Genomic DNA, 15,871 nt, shown 5'->3' with positions numbered 1-15,871 from the left:
GGGAGCCGGGCGGGAACCGGGCTCAGCTCAGTACGTCAGCTGAGGGTGTCGGCCGCGGTCGGCGAGCTGTCGCGCAAGAAGGACGAGCAGCGCTCGTACTCCTCCTGCTCGCCGATCGCCTGCGCGGCGCGGGCGAGGGCGTGCAGCGCGCGCAGGAAGCCGCGGTTCGGCTCGTGCTCGAACGGCACCGGGCCGTGGCCCTTCCAGCCGGCGCGGCGCAGCGCGTCCAGGCCTCGGTGGTAGCCGGTACGCGCATAGGCGTACGACTCGACGACCCGGCCCGCTTCGAAGGCGTCGTCGGCGAGCTGGGCCCAGACCAGGGACGAGGCCGGGTACTTCGCGGCTACCTCGGAGGGCGCCGCTCCGGAGGCGAGCAGCTCGCGCGGCTCCGGGTCGTCGGGCAGATGGGTCGGGGGCGGTCCCCCGAGGAGGTCTTTGTGAATGGCCATGGGTTCCAGTCTGCCCTGTCCCGGGCAGCAAGCAGCCCTCCAGGCCGGAACGACCGGCCTGGAGGGCTGCGCTGCGACCCACTCATCAGCGGGTGGCGGCTCTACGCGGCTTACGCGACTGGCGCGGCTTACGCGACGTGCGCCGCGTACGCGACTGGCGCGGGCTTACTTGAGCTTGTTGCCCGCGGACCGCAGGTTCTCGGCGGCGACGACGACACGCGCGGCCATGCCCGCCTCGGCGGCCTTGCCCCACACGCGCGGGTCGTAGACCTTCTTGTTGCCGACCTCGCCGTCGACCTTCAGCACACCGTCGTAGTTGCGGAACATGTGATCGGCGACCGGGCGGGTGAAGGCGTACTGCAGGTCGGTGTCGATGTTCATCTTGACGACGCCGTTCTCCAGAGCCTCGTTGATCTCCTCGATCGTCGAGCCCGAGCCGCCGTGGAAGACGAAGTCGAAGGCGTTGGCCTTGCCGTGCTTCTCGGCGACCGCGAGCTGGAGCTCCTTGAGGATCTCCGGGCGCAGGACGACGTTGCCCGGCTTGTAGACGCCGTGCACGTTTCCGAAGGAGGCGGCCAGCAGGTAGCGGCCCTTCTCACCCAGGCCGAGCGCCTCGACGGTACGGAACGCGTCGTCGGGGGTGGTGTAGAGGGAGTCGTTGATCTCGTGCGAGACACCGTCCTCCTCGCCACCGGTCGGGGTGATCTCCACCTCGAGGATGATGTGGGCCTTCACGGCCTCAGCGAGCAGCTCCTGCGCGATGGCGAGGTTGTCGTTGAGGTTCTCCGCCGAGCCGTCCCACATGTGGGACTGGAAGAGCGGGAGGCGGCCCGCGGCGACGCGGTCCTGCGAGATCTTGATCAGCGGACGGACATACGCGTCCAGCTTGTCCTTGGGGCAGTGGTCGGTGTGCAGCGCGACGGTGACCGGGTACTTCTCGGCCACGATGTGCGCGAACTCCGCCAGCGCGACCGCGCCGGTGACCATGTCCTTGCTGTACTGACCGCCGAGGAACTCCGCACCGCCGGTGGAGATCTGGATGATGCCGTCGCTCTCCGCCTCGGCCAGGCCGCGCAGCGCGGCATGCAGCGTCTGCGAGGAGGTCACGTTGATGGCCGGGTAGGCGAACTTGCCTGCCTTCGCCCGGTCGAGCATCTCGTTGTAGACCTCGGGGGTTGCGATGGGCATCTGTCCGCTCCTCGGGATGTGCGGGTTCAAAACTGCGGTGCGACGTCGTTGTCGGCACCATCCTCCCAGAGACCTGCTCGAACACCACCTCGGTGCACGCCTCACCTGCGACGGCCCCCGGAAGGTTCCACGTGGAACCTTCCGGGGGCCCGTAAATCCGCAGGTCAACCGGGTGCGGCCGGGTTCAGCCAGGTTCAGCCGAGGTCGAGGTCCGCCAGCGAGTAGGCCGCGAGATACGGCAGCCCGGCCGCTTCGATCGCCGGGGCGGCACCGCGCTCCACGATGACGGCGACGGCCACGACCTCGCCGCCGGCCTCGCGCACCGCCTCGACGGCGGTCAGCGGCGAGCCGCCGGTGGTCGAGGTGTCCTCGACGACCAGGACGCGGCGGCCCTTGACCTCGGTGCCCTCGATCCGGCGCTGCATGCCGTGCGCCTTGGTCGCCTTGCGGACGACGAAGGCGTCGAGCCGCCGGCCGCGCGCGGCGGCCGCGTGCAGCATCGACGTGGCCACCGGGTCGGCGCCCAGTGTCAGACCGCCGACGGCGTCGAAGTCGAGGTCCTTGGTGAGGTCGAGCATCACCTGGCCGGTCAGCGGCGCGGCCTCGCCGTCCAGGGTGATCCGGCGCAGGTCGACGTAGAAGTCGGCCTCCAGACCGGAGGAGAGAGTCACCTTGCCGTGGACCACGGCCTTGTCCTTGATCTGCTGCAGCAGGGCCTCGCGCGCATCGCTCATACCGTCGAGATTAACCGCCGCGATCAGCCCGGGCGGAATCAGCCCATGCCCGCCGTCGGGCCACCCCGCCCGTCAGCCCAGCCGTTCCCAGGACCAGACCGTCGTGATCTCCAGCGGATCGATCGGGGTGACGAGGCGCGGCAGCGTGTTGAGGCCGTTCGGCGGCCCGGACTGCGGTTCCACACAGACGGCCTCGGGCTGCTCGTCGTAGACCACGACCCATTCGGCCGGGCTGGTCACCCGCACCCGCAGCTCGCCGGGCCACGTCACCGACACGTCCACGCCGTCCGGCATGCCGAAGCAGTCGTCCCACGGTCCGGGCTTCGGGTCGATCCGCAGGCCGGTCGGGAGGTGGTCGTCGCCGCGCTCCTCCTGCCAGGCGGGGCTGAAGTCCACCTCGGCGTCGCGGCCGCCCTGCCCGAGGTTGCGCAGGAACCAGGGGTGCCAGCCGGCCTGGGCCGGGAAGGAGTCACCGGACGCCTCCACCAGCAGCGTCATCCGCAGCTCCCCCTCCGCCAGCTCGAAGGACTGCGTGACCCGTCCCGGATACGGCCACGGGTCGGCGAGGTCGAAGTAGAAGGCCGCCGACGCGTCCGTGCCGACCGGCGCCTCGCGCCATGTCGTGTGCCGGCCCGTGCCGTGGATCGCGTGCGGTGCCGCGTCCACCGGCAGTTGGTGGACCTCTCCGCCGTTGCGGAACCGGCCGTTCTCGGTCCTGCCGCACCACGGCACCATCGTGAACGAGCCGTATCGGTCGCCCTGGCGCAGCAGTTCGGTCCCCCCGACCGTCAGCGACGCGATCCGGCAGCCGTCCTGCGGCACCACGGTCAGTTCGGCGTCGCCCGCCGTCAGTTTCTTCCCAGTCGTCACCCTATGAGCCTAGGGCCTGCTCGCCGATCATGGGCGGACCGGCCGACGGACGCCTCCCGCCTGTCCGGCGGATCATCGGCGGTCCAGGCTCCCCCAGCTACCGCTGGGTGGTGCCCCCTGTCTGGTGCGGTGGATCGCAAGGAGTCGGAACACCCGCATACGCGGTGGTATTCGGGTGTTTCGGCAGCTTTTCTCCGAAGGCATGTCCCGAAAAGACGGAACGAAGCCGAACGAAGCGGAGTGCAGCGGGACGCCGTGCCAGACGGCGAAAGGGCGTTCGTGATCCGCCGGGCAGGCACTAGCGGCGGCGGCGCAGGACGCGGCCGACGACGACGGCGGAGGCCAGGAGTACGGCGGCGGCGGGCGCGGCCCAGCGCAGGGTCGCGGTGGTCGACGTGGTCGCCGCCGAGGGCGCGGGGGCGTAGCGGCCGCGGGGCGGGGCGTGGTCGACCTCCTCCGCGCTGCGACCGATCATGGTACGGCGGGCGTGGGCGGCCTCGGCGGGAGGCTCGAGGTCGTCGAGCTCGGCCGCGGTCTCGGGGACCTCGACCTCGACGTCGTTCAGATCGACCTCGATCAGCGCGATCTCGTCGGCCAGCTCGGGTTCCTGCTCGCCGTCGATCCCGTCGATGCCGTCGACGACGTCGGGTTCCTCCGGCACTCCCGGGAGCCCGGCCGCCAGTTCGGCGGTGAAACGGTCGAACAGCCGCCGGGCAGCGGCCGCCCTGGTCCCGTCGTCGAACGAGGCGAGCCGCCCCTCGGCCGACACGCTGCCGTTGAAGGACAGCATCGTGCCGGGTACGGCCTGGTCGACGTCCTCGACGAGGATGCCGAGCGCGAATTTCACGGTGCTGGTGCCGCGCGCCTCCGTGCCCTCGCCCTCGACGGCGAACCCGTCGTCGCGCGGGGTAACGCGGAAGGAGCCGCGGTACGTGATCGTCGAACCGCCGACCCGCAGCCGCAGCCGCCCGGTGAGGACGTCCTCACCGGGATCGGACTGCCACCCGGGCAGGCTCGCGGCGACGCGGGCCGGGTCGGCGAGCGCCTGCCGAATGGTTTCCGTCAGGACCGGAACGAACACCTCATGCTCCATGCCGGGAGCCTACCGACCGTCGGCTGCCCAGGTCATCGGGTTGCGCCGCCAAGCCGGTGCGGCGGCCGGACAGGTAGCCGGGAAAGGCAGCCGGGAAAGGGGCCGGCGTCCCGAATCGCCCGCCACCGGCCGCCCCCACCCGCCCCGCACCCAGCCCCACGCGCGCGCCCCGGGCCCGCAGCCCGGAGCCCGAGGCCTGGAGCCCGTCCCCCTGAGCCAGAGTCCGAGGCTCGGAGCCCGCACCCCTGAGAGCCCGCTGCCCGCAGCCCCGCCGCCGGCAGCCCGGTCAGCCCCCCACCCGCGGCCGCATCAGCGTCGAGGGCTGCAGCCCGGGCTCGCGGGAGGCCCAGGCCGCCTGCCGCCGCGATCGCAGGGCCGCGGGGGACAGTGAGCGCAGTGGGGGGCCGTTCGGGGGCAGGCGCAGGTCGGGCTGGGTGCGGGCGGCCAGGACGAAGCCCCAGTCGGTGGGGCCGTCACCCGCCCGGCCCGACCAGCGGTCGGGGCCCGACGGGGGGCCGCAGTCCCGGCCGCCGGTCAGGTACGGCCCCGTGAGCAGCCCCGTGGCGCGCAGCGTGGCGTCGATCGTCCAGTACGTGTGCCGCGCCGCGCTCGGCGAGCCCGCGTGGACGGCGAGCCGCCCGTCCCGGGCCAGCGCCCGGCCGGCCAGACCGTAGAACTCCTCGGAGTACAGCTTCGCGCTGCGCGAGATCCCGGGGTCGGGCAGGTCGGCGAGGATCACGTCGTAAGGACCCGGGCGGCCGGCCCTGAGCCAGTCGAAGGCATCGGCGGTGATGGAGTGGACTCTCGGGTCGCGGTAGGCGCGGTGGTTGAGCGCGACGAGTTCCGGATCAGTGCTGGCGAGCCGGACGAGTTCGCCGTCGAGGTCGACGACGGTCACCGAGGAGACGTCCGGGTAGCGGAGGACCTCGCGCACGGCCAGGCCGTCCCCGCCGCCGAGGACGAGGACTCGGGCGTGCGGGCCGGTCATCGCGGGGTGGACCAGCGCCTCGTGATAGCGGTATTCGTCGGCGCCGCAGACTCGCAGCCGCCCGTCGAAGAAGAGCTGCACCGGGGCGCCGGCGCCCCCGGTGAGGACGATTTCCTGTACGTCGGTCTGCTCGGCGACGCGTACATCGCCTCCGTACACGGCGCGCCGCGCGGCCGTTTCGAACGGTCCGGCCGTGACGGCGGCGGTGGCGAGCACCGCCAGCACCCCGAGGTTGGCCACCAGCAGCCAGTTGCGGGCGCGCGCGGTGAGGTCGCCGCGGAACAGCCACAGCACCATCGCGCCGCCCGCCGCCGCGTTGACGGCGCCGGTGACGAGCGCGCCGGTGAGCTGACCGAACGCCGGCAGCAGGATGAACGGGAAGGCGAGCCCGCCGGCCAGCGCGCCGACATAGTCCGCGGCGAAGAGGTCGGAGACGGCACGGCTCGCGTCCTGCCGGCGGATCCGCTGGATGAGCGTCATGAGCAGCGGGATCTCGGCGCCGACCAGCACCCCGATGGCGAACGCGCAGGCGATCATCGCCGGGCGCGCCATCCCGAACCAGGCGAAGCACGCGTACAGTGCCATCACCGAGAGCCCGCCGACGAGCGCGAGAGCCGCCTCCACGGATGCGAAGCCGACCGCCGCGACGCACCGTATCTTCTTGACGAGCAGCGAGCCGACGCCCATGGCGAAGACCATCACCGACAGGATGACGGATGCCTGGGTGACGGAGTCGCCGACCAGATACGAGGCGAGGGCGACGAGTTCGAGCTCGTAGACCAGCCCGCAGGCGGCACAGACGAAGACGGCGGCGAGGACCAGTGCACGGGCCGGGCCGACCGGTACGGGAAGCCGCACGGCGGGCCGGCGGCGCGACTGGTCGATCATGAATGAACGCTATGCCAGGCTTGCTGCCGCATTTGTCACCCACAGGGGTGCATTTTGAGGGCACTTGACGGCGTAAGACGGCGCTTTGGGCACCGATGCGGCTCGCGGAGGCGCACTTCGCAAGCGCGTTGACAACTGCGGAAGCACGCTGCCGATTGCAGAAGCGCGTTGACAACTGCGGAAGCGCGTTGACGACTACGGTAGCGCGCTGACGCGCGACCTCGTCGCCACCAATCGCCCTTCCTGGGGATAGGCGTGCCACGTGCGCCAGCGAACGCTGCCCTCGCTGTGCTGGACGAGCATCGCGGTGAACGCGTGCGGATCACCGGGAAACGTTCCCGCGAGCCCATGGGGATGATCCGCGACGAGCGCGAGCAGTTCCTGCGCCCGGCCCGCGAAGGAACCGCGCGAGAGCGTCTCCACGCGTGCCGCGAATTCGTAGTCCCATGTGCCGATCCGCTTGGCGACGCCAAAAGGGAGCGGAGTCTGACTTCCGGGGATGCAGGCGACGGTCTCCGAGCAACCGCCGGCCTCGGACTCGACGAGGACCTGATGGGAGGCACCGAGCAGGCGCATCTGCACCTGCACGAGGGGCTGGCCCGCGCCGCTGAGCGTGAGGTCGAGCACGGCGAGCGCGGGCAGCGCTTCCTTGCCCAGGCACCAGGCCAGGTCTCCGGCACGGGTATCGGTGTAAGCGGTCTGGAGAGTGGTGAGCATGGGTCGGCTCCGCAAGCACGCAGTGGATGATGGGCCGACCCGCACCAGTTGGTGGACTGATGGGAACGTGTGTCTGCTCGTGCCCACGTGGGGTCCGGTAGATACGGAATCATGAAACGCGGGGCGCCTTCAGCCTTTTTACCCATCTGCACGCGCTTTACATCCCCAGGAGCGCGTATCGGTTCAGGTGTTCACCAAAACTGCGCCCGGCGGGTGACACTTCCACCGGGCGCATATGCGAATTGGCATGAGCCGCATGCAATTCTCCTGGTCAGCTGCCACCGCCGCCGCAGCCTCCACCACCTCCGCAGGAGGAGCCGCCGCCGCCGCAGGACGAATGCCCGCCGCCGCACGAGTGGTGACTGCCGCCGCCGTGGTGGCTCCCGCCGTCCGAGCTGCCCGCCCACCAGGAGCCGGCCACGGCGCCCGAGCTGCCGCTCGCGTGCCGGCACGACGACCGCTTGCCCGACCGTCCGCCGGCCCGTCGGACGATCAGGGCCACCAGCACGACCGCGATGATGATGCCAACGATGACTCCGCTCATTTCCCCCGCCTCACCTTCGTCCGTGCGCTTCTTTCTTTTGTGCGACGGTGATGCCCCCGCCGAATCGACTCGAAAGCGGAGTTGAGGAAGTCCAGAGCTTCAGCGCCTGATCAGTGGTTCTCAGCGCGCCCGCACCAGCTGGCCGACGGCGGTGCGTACCGATTCCTCGCGCTTGCAGAAGGAAAATCGGACCAGCCAGGGCGGGGCGCCCTGCCCCTGGTAGAAGGCCGAGGTCGGAATGGCGACGACACCCGCGCGCTCCGGCAGCTCCCGGCAGAACCGGACGCCGTCCGGGTAGCCCCAGGGCCGTACGTCCGCCTGCAGGAAGTACCCGGCCTCCGCGCGGTACGGGCGCAGGCCGGCCCGCGTCAGGCCGTCGCTCAGCAGGTCGCGGTTGCCGCGCAGGATGCCGCGCAGCTCCGCCGCCCACTCCTCGACGGAGCCGAGCATCCGGGCCAGCGCCTCCTGGTACGGCGTGCCGGAGGCGTAGGTGAGGAACTGCTTGACGGAGCCGGCGGCCGCGACGAGGGGGGCGGGTCCGCAGATCCAGCCGACCTTCCAGCCGGTGACGTTGAACGTCTTGCCCGCCGAGGAGATGACGAGCGTCCGCTCCCGCATGCCGGGCAGCGCCGCGATCGTCAGATGCGGGGAACTGTCGTAGACCAGGTGCTCGTACACCTCGTCGGTCACCACGGTGAGCGAGTGCTCCCGGCACACGTCGGCGATCACATCCAGTTCTGCGGCCGTGAACACCTTGCCCGTGGGGTTGTGCGGGGTGTTCAGCATCAGGACGCGGGTGCGCGGCGTCACGGCGGCGCGCAGCGCGTCGGCGTCCATGACGAAGCCGTCCCCGTCGGCCTCCAGCGGGACTCCGACCAGCTTGGCGCCGCTGAGCCGGGCGGCGGCGGGATAGGCGTCGTAGCAGGGGTCGAAGGCCAGGATCTCGTCGCCGGGGTCGCACAGCGCGAGCAGCGCCGCCGCGATGGCCTCGGTGGCGCCCGTAGTGACCAGGACCTCGCCGTCCGGCCGGTAGTCGAGCCCGTAGCGCCGCAGCTGGTGCTCCGCGACGGCCGTGCGCAGCGCCGGGAAGCCGACGGCGGGCGGGTACTGGTTGCTGCCGGCGAGCACGGCGTCCGCCACGTCCTTCAGCAGCGTTCCCGGGCTGGCCAGTTCCGGTACCCCCTGCCCCAGATTGACGGACCCGGTGCGTCTGGCCAGCTCCGTCATCTCGGTGAAGATCGACGTTCCGACGCCTCGCACCCGCGCGGCCGGACTCCACTCACTCATGCGTCTCCCACTTCCCTGAGCTTCCCGGGGCTCTTCACAGCCGGAGCGGGGCTCTTCACAGAGCCGGAGCCCGACAGGCGGCTCACGATAGGCGAGGCGGCAGGGGCGTGGCGTGCGGTCGGACTACCCGACCTGTTGGCCGGACTACCTGACCCGTTCCGGCTGGAGTCCGCCGTTGACGACGTCGCGGGCGACATCGCTGAGCAGTCGGCGCTCGGCGCGGGCATGGCGGCGCATCGCCTTGAAGGCCTCGTCCACGGTGGTCTCCCAGCGGGCGGCCAGGATGCCTTTGGCCTGCTCGATCGCGATACGGCTGTGCAGGGCGGTGTGCAGCTGGGCGGTGAGCGCGGCGTGCCTGCGCAGCGTCTGCTGGTGCAGGATGCCGATCGTGGCGGCGTCGGCCAGGGCCTGTGCCAGCCGGACCTCGGAATGGCTGAGCGGGGTGGGATCGGTGCGCAGCAGGAGCAGTGAGCCGATCACGTCGTGCCGCAGCCGCAGGGGCAGTGCGCAGACCATGCCGTATCCGGCCTGCTGGGCCTGGCCGGCGAAGGCGGGCCACTGCGGCGTCGTGCGGGAGATGTCGAACGGTCCGACCGGGGCCCCGCTGCGGTAGCAGTCGAGTGCGGGGCCCTCCTGCCGGTTCAGCGCCAGCAGATCGGACAGTTCTGCGCGCTGGTCGGAGGCGGCGGCGGGCTGCAGGTCGGCGCCGGGCAGGGCGAGCATGATCGCGGCGGCGGACACCTCCAGTAACTCCACGCACCGGGTGGCCAGTTGATGCAGGAAGTCAATGACGTCGAAGTCGTCGATCAGCGTGTCCGCCAACTCGACGAAGGTGTCGGCCAGGCGCTGTTCACGTTCCATGACCGCCCTCCTCTCTGCTGTCGTGGATGTTCCGGAAGGTACTGTCCCCCGCCCGTCACGCCGGTCATGACGGCGCCGGGTCGCGGGGCAGGTGCAGACGGTTGTCGACGCCCGGGCGACGTCGAGGATCGGCCGGTCCGAGGTGTACGCGTGGGCGCGCAGCCGCACCAGGGCCTCAGGGAGCGGCACATCGAGCCGTACGCTGAGGATTCCGGCCGCCTGGTGCACCTCCGCGCGGTGCAGGTCCGCGAATCCGCCCCAGTATCCCGGTCCGGCGACGTTGCCGTACCCGTGTCCGGTGACGTTGCCGTATCCGTGTCGGGCGACATTGCCGTACCCGCCGGCGAGGCCGCCGCCGTACCCGGTCGTGGCCCCCGGTTCCCGGGGCCCCAGCGTCAACAGATGGACCGCCATGGCGTCGGCGATCGTCAGGGCGTCGGAGACCGCCTGCTCACCCAGCGGCCCCGGCCGGCGGCGGTGGCCGGTCATCCCGCCGAAGCAGATCGCCCCGAGCCGCAGCGGGAACGCGAAGACGGCGAGCACTCCTGCCTCCACCGCGGCGGGGATGAAGGCCGGCCAGCGCTCCCCGAGCGGGCGGTCCAGGTTGGTCTCCAGATTCAGCGACCCGTCGCGGGTGGCCTCCACACTCGGGCCCTCGCCGAGGGTGAACTGGAGGTCGTCCAGTTGCGCGCTCCGCTCGTCGCTGAACCACAGCAGCTCTGTGCCGTCCATCGCCACCGAGATGGCGATGCCGTCGACTCCGAGCACGTCCGCACAGAGTCCGGTCCATCCCGGCGGCGGTCCCTGACCACCGCTCAGAACCAGCACCCGGATCAGTTCCGTGACCTTGGAATCCGTCATGCGAGCTTCCCGCGACCGACCGGCGCCTCACACCCGCGCCCAACGAAGCTGCCCCGGCGCCCCCTTTGCGACGCTATTCCCATGCAGCATGCCCCTGGCCCGCGACCCGGGCAAGGGCGTCCGCCAAGCGGGTGGAATGCGACGCGGCGCACGCCCGGGGCACGATCCGCGCGGGCGATCCACGCATAGTCATACCGTCATTCCCGGAGTTCCCAGCGGATCGGACCGGATCCCAGACGGTCCCAGCAGATCCGAGCGACCGGGTGGACCCGACCGAGCCCGACCGGGCCCGAAAGGAGCGGTACGGTGCACACCGCCGAGCCGGTCTCGTCCAGCACCCGAACCACCGAGGCGCCCGCCGCACCGCCCGGCGGCGCCCGCGGCCGCGGCTGGCGCGGCTCCCTGCGCCGGGCCGTCCCCGCACTGATCCTCTTCGCCGCCGCCCGGCTGGCCGGAGCCGCACTGCTCACGGTGTGGGGGCTGCATGCGGGACTGCACCCGCGCAGTCTGCTCGGCCAGAGCTGGGACGCGCGGTGGTACGAGCGCATCGCCGAATGGGGCTACGGAACGTTCATCCCCTCCGTCTCGACGCAGGGCTGGAGCTTCAGCGATCTGGCCTTCTTCCCGCTCTACCCGGCCCTGATCAGGGCCCTCTCCGCCCTGCTGCCCATCGGCCCGGTCAACTCGGCGCTGCTGATCGCCTGGTTCGCGGCCGCCCTGGCCGCGTGGGGGATCCACGCGATCGGCGAGCGGCTGTACGGGCGGCGGGCCGGGATCGCCCTGGTGCTGCTGTGGGGGCTGCTGCCGCACTCGATCGTGCTGACGATGGCGTACACCGAGCCGGTGCTGACCGCCTGCGCCGCCTGGGCGCTCTACGCGCTGCTCACCCGCCGGTGGCTCGCCGCAGGCCTGCTCGCGTCACTCGCCGGCCTGGCCCGCCCGAACGGCATCGCGGTGGCGGTCGCCGTATGCGTCACCGTCGTCGCCGACGCCTGGCGGCGCCGCCGCGAGGGGCGGCCGCAGGACCTGACGGCCTGGGCGGGCGCGGTCGTGGCCCCGCTGGGCTGGTCCGGGTACGTCGGCTGGGTGGGCCTGCAGACCGGCGGGCCGCGGGGCTACTTCGGCGTCCAGAGCCGCTGGGGCTCGGACTTCGACTTCGGCCGCAACGCCCTGGACTACGTCAGGCGTCTGATCCTCGGCAGCAGCCAGCTCGCGAACTACATGGTCGTCCTGATCGCCGCCGCCGCGCTCCTGCTGCTCGTGCTGGCACTGCTGCAGCGGATCCCGCTGCCGCTGGCGGTCTACGCGGTGGTGCTCGTCGTCATCGCCCTCGGCGGCTCGCACTACTTCGCATCCAAGCCGCGCTTCCTGCTCCCCGCCTTCCCGCTGCTGATCCCGGCCGCGCTGGCACTGGCGAAAGCCCGGCCGCGCACCGCCGCCGTAGCGGTGGCCGCGCTGGCCGGGCTCTCGTTCTTCTACGGGACGTACCTGCTGACGGTCGTCTCCGCGCCGATCTGATCCGGCTGGCGGTCTGATCCAGCCGACGTCAGGCCTGGTCGCCGGAGGTGTCGCCGTTGGTGTCGCCGTTGCCGTCGTCCTTGGGGCCGCCCTCGGCGTCCAGGTCCTTCTCGAGCCCGAGGGTCTCCACGACCCACTTGTCGAACTCGATCGAGGCGCGCACCCAGCTGACCGTGCTGGAGACGAAGTGCTCCAGATTGACGCCCAGGCCGATGAGCATCTGCGCCTCGCCGATGAGGCGTACTGAGCCGTCGTCATGCGTGTGGGTGTAGACCTTCGGCCACAGGGTGCGGCGGTTCCAGTCGTCGATGACCTCGTGCAGCTGCGGCTTGTCATCGACCGTGTACGGCCGGTCGTAGAAGGTGCGGACCGCGAAGATCTGCTGGTCCTCCTCCCCGCGGAACATGAAGTACGCGCGGAATTCCTCCCACGGCGCCGCGAGGTCGCCCTCGTCGTCGATGACGTACTTCAGCTCCATCTGTTCGAGCAGCTGCTTGACCAGGTCCTGGTCGGGGATGACCGCGCTGGCAGCGGGGCCGGGCTGCTTGGGGTCCGGCTGGCCCCCGAAATTAGGAATCGAGGACGGATCGATGCTCACCGTGGACTTCCCTTCATACGGTTTCTTCCATCCTCCCCCATCCGCGGAGGGGTCTGGCAACCCCGCCGGATCCCGGGCGGATCCCGGCCCGATCCCCGGCGGACGTCGGGTCCGCCGGGGGCTCCACGTCAGAGCGACTTCGGCGCCGCCTGGGACCCGGGCTGGGACCCGGGCTCCGGCCCGCGTTCCGGACCGGAGGTCGCCCGGCCGACGATCAGCCCGCCCTCCGCCCGGTCGACCCGGACCGTGTCGCCGTCGACGACCTCGCCGGAGAGGATCTCGCGGGCGAGCGGGTCGCCGATCGCGGTCTGGACGAGGCGGCGCAGCGGCCGTGCGCCGTAGGCCGGATCGTTGCCCTCGTCGGCGAGCCAGTCGAGCGCGGCATCGGTGACGTCGAGGGTGAGGCGCCGGTCGCGCAGCCGGTCGGCGAGGCGGTCGGTCTGGAGCCGGGCGATGTGCCGCAGCTCCTCCTTGGACAGCGCGCTGAAGACCACGATGTCGTCGAGCCGGTTCAGGAACTCCGGCTTGAAGGACATCCGGACGGTCTCCAGGACGCTCTGCTTCTTCTCCGCGTCACCGAGCACCGGGTCGACCAGGTACTGGCTGCCGAGGTTCGACGTGAGGATCAGGATCGCGTTCCTGAAGTCCACGGTGCGGCCCTGGCCGTCCGTGAGCCGGCCGTCGTCGAGCACCTGCAGCAGCACGTCGAAGACGTCATGGTGCGCCTTCTCGACCTCGTCCAGGAGCACGACGCTGTACGGGTGCCGCCGGACGGCCTCGGTGAGCTGGCCGCCCTCCTCGTAGCCGACGTAGCCGGGCGGGGCTCCGACGAGCCGGGCGACGGAGTGCTTCTCGCCGTACTCGCTCATGTCGATCCGGACCATGGCGCGCTCGTCGTCGAAGAGGAAGTCCGCCAGCGCCTTGGCCAGCTCGGTCTTGCCGACGCCGGTGGGGCCGAGGAAGAGAAACGATCCGGTCGGCCGGTCCGGGTCGGAGATGCCCGAGCGCGAGCGGCGTACCGCGTCGGAGACGGAGCGGACGGCCTCGGTCTGGCCGATGAGCCGGCGGCCCAGCTCCTCCTCCATGCGCAGCAACTTCTGCGTCTCGCCCTCCAGCAGCCGTCCCGCCGGGATGCCGGTCCAGGCTCCGACCACGTCCGCGATGTCGTCCGGGCCGACCTCCTCCTTGACCATGGTGTCCTTGGCGGCGGCCGCCTCGGCCTCGGTGGCCTCGGCCAGCTCGGCCTCCAGCCGCGGCTTCTCGCCGTAGAGCAGTTTGGACGCGGCCTCGAAGTCGCCGTCCCGCTGGGCGCGCTCGATGTCCGTGTTCACCTCGTCGAGCCGCTCCTTGAGCGCACCGACGCGGTTGAGACCCTGCTTCTCCTTCTCCCAGCGTGCGGTGAGACCGCGCAGCTCCTCCTCCTTGTCGGCCAGGTCCTTGCGCAGCTTCTCCAGCCGCTGGACGGAGGCGGGGTCGGTCTCGTTCTTGAGCGCCATCTCCTCCATGCGCAGCCGGTCGACGGCGCGCTGCAGCTCGTCGATCTCGAGCGGCGAGGAGTCGATCTCCATCCGGAGCCGGGACGCGGCCTCGTCGACGAGGTCGATGGCCTTGTCGGGGAGGAAGCGGGCCGTGATGTACCGGTTGGACAGGGTGGCGGCGGCCACCAGCGCGGAGTCGGCGATCTGCACCTTGTGATGCGCCTCGTACCGGCCCTTGAGGCCGCGCAGGATCGCGATGGTGTCCTCGACGGACGGCTCGGCGACCATCACCTGCTGGAAACGGCGCTCCAGCGCCGGGTCCTTCTCGATCCGCTCGCGGTACTCGTCGAGCGTGGTCGCGCCGACCATGCGCAGCTCGCCGCGGGCCAGCATCGGCTTGAGCATGTTGCCCGCGTCCATGGCGGAGTCGCCGCCGGCGCCCGCGCCGACGACCGTGTGCAGCTCGTCGATGAAGGTGATGACGCGGCCGTCGCTCTCCTTGATCTCGGAGAGCACCGCCTTGAGCCGTTCCTCGAACTCACCGCGGTACTTCGCGCCCGCGACCATCGCGCCGAGGTCGAGCGAGACCAGCCGCTTGTTGCGCAGCGACTCGGGTACGTCACCCTTGACGATGCGCTGGGCGAGTCCCTCGACGACGGCGGTCTTGCCGACGCCGGGCTCGCCGATCAGCACCGGGTTGTTCTTGGTGCGGCGGGACAGCACCTGGACGACCCGGCGGATCTCCTGGTCCCGGCCGATCACCGGGTCGAGCTTGCCCTCGCGGGCGGCGGCGGTGAAGTCGGTGCCGTACTTTTCGAGCGCCTTGTACGTGCCCTCGGGATCCTGGCTGGTCACGCGCTGTCCTCCCCGGGCGGACTCGAAGACGTCCAGCAGCTTCTTGGCCGTGGCGCCCTGCTGCTTGAGCAGCTCGCCGGCCTGGCCGCCCTTGACGGCGATGCCGATGAGCAGATGCTCGGTCGAGATGTAGTCGTCACCGAGCTCCTTCGCGCGCTGTGAGGCGTCGGCGACGACGGCCAGCAGGTCCCGGTTGGCCTGCGGCGGCGCGACCGTGGCGCCCTGGACGACAGGCAGGCCGGCTACCAGCCGCTCGGCGCCCGCGCGCAGCGCGTCCGCGTCGGCTCCGACCGCCGCCAGCAGATCCACGATGTTCTCGTTGTCCGCGCTCCCCAGCAGCGCGAGCAGCAGGTGCGCGGGGGTGAGGTCCGGGTTTCCCGCGGACACCGCGTGCGTATTGGCGGTGTTCAGCGCTTCCCGGCTCTTGTTGGTCAGCTCCGCTTCCACGGCCACCTGAACCTCCTATCCGATCACTCAGTCAAGTTGAGTCTATGGCACTCAACCCTGGAACGGTAGCGTGCATTCCCATGGCCCGAGACCTACGCAACCCGGAACCCGGGTACCTGTCCTTCTGGCGCGAGAACCACGTGTGCTCCCTCACGACACCACGCGCCGACGGCACCCCGCACGTCGTGGCGGTGGGTGTTACGTACGACCCCGAGGCCGGCCTCGCCCGCGTCATCGCCAACAAGGCGAGCCGCAAGATCGCAAACGTCGTGGCCGCCGGCCCGGACGGCGCCCGCGTGGCCGTCTGCCAGGTCGACAGACGCCGCTGGGCCACCCTGGAAGGCGTCGCGACCGTCAGCTCCGACCCCGGGGCGGTCGCCGAGGCCGTCCGCCGCTACGCGGAGCGCTACGGGCGCACACCCGCCCCCAACCCCGACCGCGTCGTCATCGAGATCACGCTCACCCATGCCATGGGCAACGCCTGAGGTTGCCGTC

The 15,871-nt window shown here is 71.2% G+C and carries 14 protein-coding genes; 2 read left to right on the top strand and 12 right to left on the bottom strand.

The features are described 5' to 3' along the window. Positions 1-35: 35 nt before the first annotated feature. From QMK24_RS02325 to QMK24_RS02280, 10 genes are all read right to left on the bottom strand, one after another. Entirely contained in the window at positions 36-449 is a 414-nt protein-coding gene (locus QMK24_RS02325) for a DUF3151 domain-containing protein (RefSeq protein WP_283463317.1), read from the bottom strand. Positions 450-614: 165 nt separating this feature from the next. Continuing rightward, a complete protein-coding gene (gene fbaA / locus QMK24_RS02320; RefSeq protein ID WP_283463316.1) occupies positions 615-1,637 on the bottom strand; it encodes a class II fructose-bisphosphate aldolase in 1,023 nt (340 codons plus the stop codon). A 194-nt stretch (positions 1,638-1,831) separates the two neighbouring features. Beyond that, positions 1,832-2,371, bottom strand: a complete 540-nt coding sequence (pyrE, locus tag QMK24_RS02315; RefSeq protein WP_283463315.1) for an orotate phosphoribosyltransferase — start codon at positions 2,369-2,371, stop codon at positions 1,832-1,834. Between the two features lie 72 nt (positions 2,372-2,443). After that, positions 2,444-3,241: an aldose epimerase family protein gene (locus tag QMK24_RS02310; RefSeq protein WP_283463314.1), complete on the bottom strand. Its 798-nt coding sequence runs from the start codon at positions 3,239-3,241 to the stop codon at positions 2,444-2,446. A 298-nt stretch (positions 3,242-3,539) separates the two neighbouring features. Beyond that, on the bottom strand, positions 3,540-4,334 hold the full coding sequence (locus QMK24_RS02305) for an SRPBCC domain-containing protein (protein ID WP_283463313.1): 795 nt from the start codon (positions 4,332-4,334) through the stop codon (positions 3,540-3,542). Positions 4,335-4,620: 286 nt separating this feature from the next. Then, positions 4,621-6,210 (bottom strand): polyamine aminopropyltransferase, encoded by a 1,590-nt coding sequence (locus QMK24_RS02300; protein WP_283463312.1) that lies wholly within the window; start codon positions 6,208-6,210, stop codon positions 4,621-4,623. A gap of 195 nt (positions 6,211-6,405) precedes the next feature. Beyond that, the gene (locus QMK24_RS02295; RefSeq protein WP_283463311.1) at positions 6,406-6,927 is read right to left on the bottom strand and encodes a DUF2617 family protein; all 522 of its coding nucleotides are present in this window, start codon (positions 6,925-6,927) and stop codon (positions 6,406-6,408) included. Positions 6,928-7,198: 271 nt separating this feature from the next. Next, entirely contained in the window at positions 7,199-7,471 is a 273-nt protein-coding gene (locus QMK24_RS02290; protein WP_283463310.1) for a hypothetical protein, read from the bottom strand. 120 nt (positions 7,472-7,591) lie between these two features. Next, positions 7,592-8,758 (bottom strand): aminotransferase class I/II-fold pyridoxal phosphate-dependent enzyme, encoded by a 1,167-nt coding sequence (locus tag QMK24_RS02285; protein WP_283463309.1) that lies wholly within the window; start codon positions 8,756-8,758, stop codon positions 7,592-7,594. 144 nt (positions 8,759-8,902) lie between these two features. Beyond that, entirely contained in the window at positions 8,903-10,480 is a 1,578-nt protein-coding gene (locus QMK24_RS02280; RefSeq protein ID WP_283463308.1) for an ANTAR domain-containing protein, read from the bottom strand. Positions 10,481-10,786: 306 nt separating this feature from the next. Between QMK24_RS02280 and QMK24_RS02275 the strand changes: the two genes are divergently transcribed. Then, positions 10,787-11,998 carry a glycosyltransferase family 39 protein gene (locus QMK24_RS02275; RefSeq protein WP_283463307.1) on the top strand — a complete coding sequence of 404 codons (1,212 nt, stop codon included), beginning with the start codon at positions 10,787-10,789 and terminating at the stop codon, positions 11,996-11,998. A 28-nt stretch (positions 11,999-12,026) separates the two neighbouring features. Here QMK24_RS02275 and QMK24_RS02270 read toward each other — a convergent pair whose 3' ends face one another. Next, positions 12,027-12,596, bottom strand: a complete 570-nt coding sequence (locus QMK24_RS02270; protein ID WP_283463306.1) for a type III secretion system chaperone family protein — start codon at positions 12,594-12,596, stop codon at positions 12,027-12,029. Between the two features lie 128 nt (positions 12,597-12,724). Next, complete coding sequence (gene clpB / locus QMK24_RS02265; RefSeq protein WP_283463401.1) at positions 12,725-15,376, bottom strand: ATP-dependent chaperone ClpB; 2,652 nt, start codon at positions 15,374-15,376, stop codon at positions 12,725-12,727. 80 nt (positions 15,377-15,456) lie between these two features. Here clpB and QMK24_RS02260 point away from each other — a divergent pair, with 80 nt between their 5' ends. After that, on the top strand, positions 15,457-15,861 hold the full coding sequence (locus QMK24_RS02260; protein ID WP_283463305.1) for a pyridoxamine 5'-phosphate oxidase family protein: 405 nt from the start codon (positions 15,457-15,459) through the stop codon (positions 15,859-15,861). Positions 15,862-15,871 lie beyond the last annotated feature (10 nt).

The sequence above is a fragment of the Streptomyces sp. PH10-H1 genome (genome assembly GCF_030063355.1).
Lineage (GTDB): Bacteria > Actinomycetota > Actinomycetes > Streptomycetales > Streptomycetaceae > Actinacidiphila.
The sequence above is the reverse complement of the archived record's forward strand: the minus strand, read 5'-3'. Positions and strand labels throughout refer to the sequence as shown.

What these genes read in the sequence shown, in the direction of transcription:
- pyrE (WP_283463315.1), bottom strand. Translation starts at nt 2,371, where the DNA reads ATGAGCGATGCGCGCGAGGCCCTGCTGCAGCAGATCAAGGACAAGGCC.
- QMK24_RS02325 (WP_283463317.1), bottom strand. Translation starts at nt 449, where the DNA reads ATGGCCATTCACAAAGACCTCCTCGGGGGACCGCCCCCGACCCATCTG.
- fbaA (WP_283463316.1), bottom strand. Translation starts at nt 1,637, where the DNA reads ATGCCCATCGCAACCCCCGAGGTCTACAACGAGATGCTCGACCGGGCG.
- QMK24_RS02260 (WP_283463305.1), top strand. Translation starts at nt 15,457, where the DNA reads ATGGCCCGAGACCTACGCAACCCGGAACCCGGGTACCTGTCCTTCTGG.
- QMK24_RS02285 (WP_283463309.1), bottom strand. Translation starts at nt 8,758, where the DNA reads ATGAGTGAGTGGAGTCCGGCCGCGCGGGTGCGAGGCGTCGGAACGTCG.
- QMK24_RS02295 (WP_283463311.1), bottom strand. Translation starts at nt 6,927, where the DNA reads ATGCTCACCACTCTCCAGACCGCTTACACCGATACCCGTGCCGGAGAC.
- QMK24_RS02280 (WP_283463308.1), bottom strand. Translation starts at nt 10,480, where the DNA reads ATGACGGATTCCAAGGTCACGGAACTGATCCGGGTGCTGGTTCTGAGC.
- QMK24_RS02290 (WP_283463310.1), bottom strand. Translation starts at nt 7,471, where the DNA reads ATGAGCGGAGTCATCGTTGGCATCATCATCGCGGTCGTGCTGGTGGCC.
- QMK24_RS02305 (WP_283463313.1), bottom strand. Translation starts at nt 4,334, where the DNA reads ATGGAGCATGAGGTGTTCGTTCCGGTCCTGACGGAAACCATTCGGCAG.
- QMK24_RS02300 (WP_283463312.1), bottom strand. Translation starts at nt 6,210, where the DNA reads ATGATCGACCAGTCGCGCCGCCGGCCCGCCGTGCGGCTTCCCGTACCG.